The 6,123-nt window shown below is 61.8% G+C and carries 5 protein-coding genes; 3 read left to right on the top strand and 2 right to left on the bottom strand.

The features are described 5' to 3' along the window. From FE811_RS25335 to FE811_RS25325, 3 genes are all read left to right on the top strand, one after another. On the top strand, positions 1–1,553 hold a 1,553-nt coding region (locus tag FE811_RS25335), incomplete at its 5' end, for a tyrosine-type recombinase/integrase (protein WP_370362706.1). Continuing rightward, complete coding sequence (locus tag FE811_RS25330; protein ID WP_140849275.1) at positions 1,550–2,461, top strand: tyrosine-type recombinase/integrase; 912 nt, start codon at positions 1,550–1,552, stop codon at positions 2,459–2,461. The genes FE811_RS25335 and FE811_RS25330, both read left to right, overlap by 4 nt. After that, positions 2,458–3,471: a tyrosine-type recombinase/integrase gene (locus FE811_RS25325; RefSeq protein ID WP_140849273.1), complete on the top strand. Its 1,014-nt coding sequence runs from the start codon at positions 2,458–2,460 to the stop codon at positions 3,469–3,471. The genes FE811_RS25330 and FE811_RS25325 overlap by 4 nt, the downstream gene beginning before the upstream one ends. 67 nt (positions 3,472–3,538) lie before the next feature. Here the strand turns inward: FE811_RS25325 and FE811_RS28015 are convergent, their stop codons facing one another. Together FE811_RS28015 and FE811_RS28010 are read right to left on the bottom strand one after the other, a co-directional pair. Continuing rightward, entirely contained in the window at positions 3,539–4,819 is a 1,281-nt protein-coding gene (locus FE811_RS28015; RefSeq protein ID WP_219848957.1) for a DEAD/DEAH box helicase, read from the bottom strand. Positions 4,820–4,837: 18 nt separating this feature from the next. Further along, on the bottom strand, positions 4,838–5,950 hold the full coding sequence (locus FE811_RS28010; protein WP_219848955.1) for a hypothetical protein: 1,113 nt from the start codon (positions 5,948–5,950) through the stop codon (positions 4,838–4,840). Between the last annotated feature and the right edge of the window lie 173 nt (positions 5,951–6,123).

Raw genomic sequence — 6,123 nt, 5'->3', positions numbered from 1 at the left:
CAACCGCAGAAGGACACCCCGACATGACCTCCCCCTCCAACTCTCACCCCGGCAGCGCAGCCGCCGGGGCTGTCAGCGGCCAAGCACTTATTTCTGGTTATCTTGCGGATAATCCCAACTTGTCTGCTGGCGCGCTCAGCGCCGCCCGGCATTTCCTGAAGTGGGTCGCCGACCGGCATATCGCGATCAAGGATCTTGATACTACGGCGATCAGTCGTTTTGCGCGACACCGCTGCCGGTGCGGCCGCTATAGCGCCGCGCAGTTGCGGGACCCCGCTTACATCACCGAGGTCCGGAGGTTTCTTCGCTATTTGGAAGATACCGGCCATGTGGCCATTCCAGACGAGGTTGCCCGGCTTGGCCCGCATTTGGCCGGCTTTTCCGCGCGGCTTGCCGGCCAAGGCTACGGCAAGGTCACCTACAACTCCCGCATAAGTCAGGCGCGGCATTTTGCGGAATGGGCTCTGCAGCAACGTATTTCGGCCAGCCATATCGATAATGACCTGATCGAGCAGTTTGCCCGTCACGACTGCCAGTGCGGGATCAAGACCAAACGCGGCAAGCGGGTCGAGGGCACCGGCAATAAGGATCGCCGCCGTGGTGCCCGCGCCTTCGTGTCTTTCCTCAGAGAGGAGGGGGTAATCCCGGTGGCCATGTCCACGGAACTACCGGCCGATCTACGCGTCGCCGATTTTGCCACTTGGCTGCGCCGGGAGCGCGGCGCCACGTCCGAGACGATCAGGCGCTATCGGCATGAGTTGGGCCGCTGGCTGACAGAGCTTGGATCCGAACCGCTGGGGATCACCGCCGAGGCCGTCCGCTCGATCGTTCTGGATCAAGGCGAGGACCGCTCCCGATCGTCAGTCCGCATGACGATAACAGTCTTGCGCACATTCTTGCGTTTCATGATCGGCGAGGGGTTGTGTGCTCCGTCGCTGCTTCTTGCGGTGCCGTCCGGGGTGCGACGCAGGCTTTCGACCGTCCCAAAGACGATCCCGGCTTCGACCATCGAAGAGATCGTCGCGTCCTGCGGCACAGGCACAGCGGTTGAGGTGCGGGACCGCGCCATCATCCTGCTTCTCGCCCGGATGGCCCTTCGGGCTGGCGATATCTGGCAGCTCCATCTCCGCGACATCGACTGGCGCGCGAGCAGGTTGCGATTGCACGGCAAAAGCCGACGTGGGGTGTTTATGCCTTTGCCGCAAGACGTCGGTGATGCGCTGCTCGCCTATATCGAGGACGCCCGCCCGGTGGTTGCATCCGATCGGGTCTTCTTGCGCGTCCAAGCCCCTTTCACCCCATTTCGCTCATCGGCCGAGATCGCCGGTATCGTCTCTCGAGTCCTTTCCCGCGGCGGCTTCGTCGGCCTGCCGACCGGCGCACATGTGTTTCGGCATTCGCTGGCTTCGACATGGCTGCGCGGTGGGGCGGAACTGGATCAGATTGGGGCCGCGCTGCGCCACGCTTCACGCGACACAACCGCAATCTACGCCAAGGTCGATGTCGATATGCTGGGGGCCGTGGCCCAGCCTTGGCCGGGGTATGCAGCATGATGCATCGCCATGTCGACCGCTACATCAACCTGCATCGCGCCCTCGGAATGGGGTTTGTCAAACATGAGAGGTCCTTGCGCGAGTTCGCCGCATTTGCTGCTGACCGGACTGATGCGCACGTAACCGTGGCCCTAATCCTCGAGTGGGCAGGCAGGGCGGCCACGCCCAATTCTGCACAAGACCGATATGATCAGGCCCGAGCTTTCGCGATGTTCCTGCATGCAGAGGACGCGCAGCACGAGGTTCCAGTCGCAGGATTGTTCGGCCGGTCAAGGCGCCGCCGACCCGCTCCCCACATCCTGTCGCAGAACCAGATCAATGGCATCCTGGCGGAGGCGCTGCTGGTTCCAGGCCTGACCCCGATCAGCCCGCAGACCTATCACACGCTGTTCGGATTGCTGGCCTCGACAGGTCTGCGCATCTCGGAAGCATTGTCCCTGCGTTGCGACGACCTGACGGAAGATGGCCTGATGATCCGCAAGGGCAAATTTGGCAAGAGCCGCCTTGTCCCTCTTCACGCCTCGACCCGTGCAGCGTTGGAGCGCTATCTCGATCGGCGACGCATCGTCCGTGATGCCGGTCATGACCTTTTCGTGCTCGGGCACGGTCACGCACCGACGGCGACGAGAGCACACGTGGTCTTCGTACGGATCGTGCGCAAGCTCGGATACCGCAATCCGACTGGTCCCGGCCCCCGGCTACACGATTTGCGCCATACCTTCGCGGTTCGGTCCCTCGAGACCTGCGGGAACGATCTGCAGTCGGTCCTGCGGCACATGAGGGCCCTGAGCACCTATCTCGGCCATGTCGATATCGCCAATACCTATTGGTATCTCGAAGCCACCCCCGTCTTGTTGCAAATGATCGCGGCAAGGGCGGAAGAGACGTGGATCGGGGGTGCAGCATGACCCCGCTCGCGCCGGACCTGTCGGCTTTCCTGCAGAAGCATCTGCCCGATGAGCGTGGCGCCAGCCAACATACCATCGCCGCCTATGCCCACGCGTTCACCCTCCTGCTACGGTTTGCGGCCAAACGCCTTAAACGACAGCCTTCTGACCTTACGATCGAGGATCTCGACGTCAGACTGATCAGGGCCTTTCTCGAGTACATCGAAGATGGTCGGGCCAATACCGTGCGATCCCGCAATGCACGGCTGGCAGCGATCAAGGCATTTTTCCGCTTCCTTGAACCACGGCGTCCGGCTTGTCTGGAACAGGCGATGATGATCAGGGCACTGCCCGTCAAACGTACGGATGCCAAGCTGATCGACTACCTGACGAAGGAGGAAGTGCGCGCCCTTCTTGCAGCGCCAGACTGCAGAACGCCGGCAGGGCTGCGCGACCGGGCAATGCTTCACCTGGCCTATGCCGCAGGATTGCGGGCGTCTGAACTTCTCGCAGTTCGGATGGACGATTTCCCGCGGGGCTCGTTCGCAAACATCCGGGTGCTTGGGAAGGGACGTCGGGAGCGGGTGCTGCCGCTCTGGAAGGAGACGCAAGAAGCCATTCGGGCCTGGCTGGCCGTCCGTCCCAACGATGTCGGGCCGGAACTGTTCCTGAACCGCGATGGCGGCCCGATGACACGGGATGGTTTTGCCTATCGGCTCCGTCAACATGTGGCCGTGGCCGAACGCGCGACCCCTTCGATTGCCGACAAGCACGTGACCCCGCATGTGCTGCGGCACAGCTGCGCCATGCACACGCTGCAGGCTACAGGTGATGTCCGCAAGGTCGCCCTTTGGCTGGGTCATGCCAGCCTCCAGACGACCGAGATGTACTTGCGCGCGGACCCGACCGAGAAGCTCGCCCTTCTCGAAGCGCGTCATGCCCCACTGATCAAGCCGGGCAAGTTCCGGCCGCCGTCTGACAAGCTGATGGCAATCCTTGCGGCCGCGACGAGCACGAAGACCCGGCAATGACCATCGCACCGTCCTGAGATCTTGCCGGCCCACATACCAGCAGCGTCCCGCACAGGGTGGGGCGCTGCTATTCCATCACATAGCCAAGCGCGCGATACCCAGATCGCCGTTTTGCAGCCATCCTCGCCAGGACCGGCACCGCACTGTCCACGTAATCCACGACCAGAACGTCCTTCTTGCCATCATGTTGCCGGTGCAGGCGGCCAACATATTGCGCCAGTGTTCCTTTCCACGCGATTGGCATTGTCAGGAACAGGGTATCGAGCCGGGTGTCGTCAAACCCCTCCCCGATGTAGCGCCCTGTCGCAAGTATCAGCCGTTCCTCTTCATGGGGGACATTCAGCGCAGCGACGGCGGACTTGCGATCTTTCGCCGACATGCCACCCCGTAGCACGACCAGATTCTTCGCAAACTTGGAGAACCGCTGCTGCAGATAATCCAGATGGTCTTTGCGCTCGGTCAGCACGATCGGTGACCGCTTCGCCTCAAGAGATTTCAGCACATCATCAAAGATCTGATCATTTCGACCGGCATCTTCAGCCAAGGCGGCATAGATTGCGGGCATCGCGGGCCGTTCCGCCATCGCAAGCACTTCAGGCAGTTTGAACCGCGTGTGACGCTCGCGCGCCCGATGCCGAATGCCGCTCTCAGCGGCCTGCGATCTGGCATGAACCTGATGCCGTATGGGGCCGCATTGCATGAAGATGATGGGATGGTGCCCGTCTTTTCGGGCGACGGTTGCCGACAGACCGACGACATAGCGCGCCTTCGTTCTGCGCGCGACAAGTTCAAAACTCGCCGCAGACAGGTGGTGGCATTCGTCGACGATCAACTGGCCGTAGTCAGCCACGATGTCGTCGACCTCGCCGTTTCTGACCAAGCTCTGGATAAGCGCCACGTCAATCACGCCTGTCGGCTTCCGCCTTCCACCGCCAATTGTGCCGATTTGCTTGGGGTCGATTTGAAGGAAGGTCTTCAGCCGCTCAACCCACTGGTCGAGAAGTTCCCGACGATGGACCAAAACCAGCGTATTTCGGGCGCGATGACCAATCAGGGCCGCCGCGACGACGGTTTTGCCGAAGGCCGTGGTCGCGGCTAGAACGCCAGTATCATGCCCGGTGAGGGACTCGAAGGCGCGTTGTTGCGGCGGCCGAAGTTCACCAAGGAACTGAACCGTGTTCGGCAGCGGGGTTCCATCGCTGCGCTGGTCGTCCAGTTCTGCCTGCGCACCGTATTCGGTCAGGACTTCAACCGCCTCGTCAAAGCAGCCTCGAGGCAAGGCAACGTGGCGCGGGTGCAGCTCGGCACAGGAGATCACGCGAGGCTTTCCGAAGGTGGGCAGCCGCATCGCCTGCGCCCGATAGAATTAGGGGTTCTGGAAAGCTGCGACCCGTACCAATTGGGCAATCATCGCAGAGGGCAGCCCGGTTCGGTCAATATAGACCTGATCTGCGACTGTTACCTTGATGTTTGGAGGAACCACCACGTCCGCAGGCTTTGCCTTCGGGCGTCGCGACGGCGACATTTTCCAGGGCTCGTCAGCGTTTTCATCATCGACCGGCATCCGGACTGCCAGCACCTGACCAGATGCCTCAGCAGCCGCAACAAGATCGGCTACCGCCTCCGCAGACATCCGTGGAAGCGTCGACAGATACGCCCACTGGTCTTCGTATGGCTGAAGATCCTGATCGAGGAAGACGCTGTTGCCGACCCTCCGGGCACTGTGCTGGAGCGGCAGCGCGATCAGGTTTCCGAAGCCGCCAACGGGCATAGTATCCTGGTTCGGGAAGAGGCGGTCATAGGATGCAAAGCCGATCTCCGGTCGCCTCTCCATGGTCTCCGTGATCAGCGCCGATCCAAGCTGACGGGCAGTCCGAGCCGACACCGGTTCCCCGAAGAAGATCCAGACATGGCCGCCGTTGCCCGATCGGGATCGTTCAAGCGCCGCAGGCACTCCTTTTGCTCTGCAGGTTTCGAGCAACGCGCCCGCATCTTCTGCCCATGAATCCTTGTCAAAATCCGCCGCCAGGAACCAGCAGGTGTCGTCTCGCAACAACGGATAGACGCCGGCCACGAAGTCAGCCGAAGGGCCATCGCCGCCCCGCAGGTGCCGTTCGATGACGTTGGCGTCGGGGGGTATGAACCGCTGATGCTTGCAGTCCCCGCATTTGACAGTCGGTTTTCCGCAGATGCCTTTCACCCATTCATTGAAGCAGGCAGGCGAATAGCCGGCGCGTCCTGTCTTGCGGTTTTCCCATCGCACCGGAAACACGTCCGGGCGGCCAGCAAACAGGTTGCGGAACAGTTCGACCTTCTCGCCCGACGTCGACATGTTGGTGACGGGGGCATTTTCAAAGGATGGACGTTTGGCTTGCGCGGCTATTTCTGCGGTTTGCTGGGCCTCCAGCGCCGAAAGCTCCTGCAGAAGCAGACGTTGTTCCTTATCCAGCTCGGCCAGCCGTGCCCGAACCCTGGCCATTTCTGTTTCTGTCCCGCTCCTGTCCGCCACCTGTGATTTCCGCCAAGTTGTCCCCTCCCCCCGACCATAACGGCCAAACGGCCCTGCTGTAAGCATGCCTCCGCTTCCGTCGGCAGCGCTGCCGGGGTGGGAGTTGGAGGGGGAGTTCATGTCGGGGTGTCCTTCTGCGGTTG

The organism is Paracoccus sp. FO-3, from assembly GCF_006386455.1.
Taxonomy (GTDB): domain Bacteria; phylum Pseudomonadota; class Alphaproteobacteria; order Rhodobacterales; family Rhodobacteraceae; genus Paracoccus; species Paracoccus versutus.
This window is presented reverse-complemented; position numbering and strand designations above follow the sequence as displayed.

Bases quoted from the DNA above. Each gene is read 5' to 3' on its own strand.
- FE811_RS25330 (WP_140849275.1), top strand. From the start codon at position 1,550: ATGATGCATCGCCATGTCGACCGCTACATCAACCTGCATCGCGCCCTC.
- FE811_RS25325 (WP_140849273.1), top strand. From the start codon at position 2,458: ATGACCCCGCTCGCGCCGGACCTGTCGGCTTTCCTGCAGAAGCATCTG.
- FE811_RS28015 (WP_219848957.1), bottom strand. From the start codon at position 4,819: ATGCGGCTGCCCACCTTCGGAAAGCCTCGCGTGATCTCCTGTGCCGAG.
- FE811_RS28010 (WP_219848955.1), bottom strand. From the start codon at position 5,950: ATGGCCAGGGTTCGGGCACGGCTGGCCGAGCTGGATAAGGAACAACGT.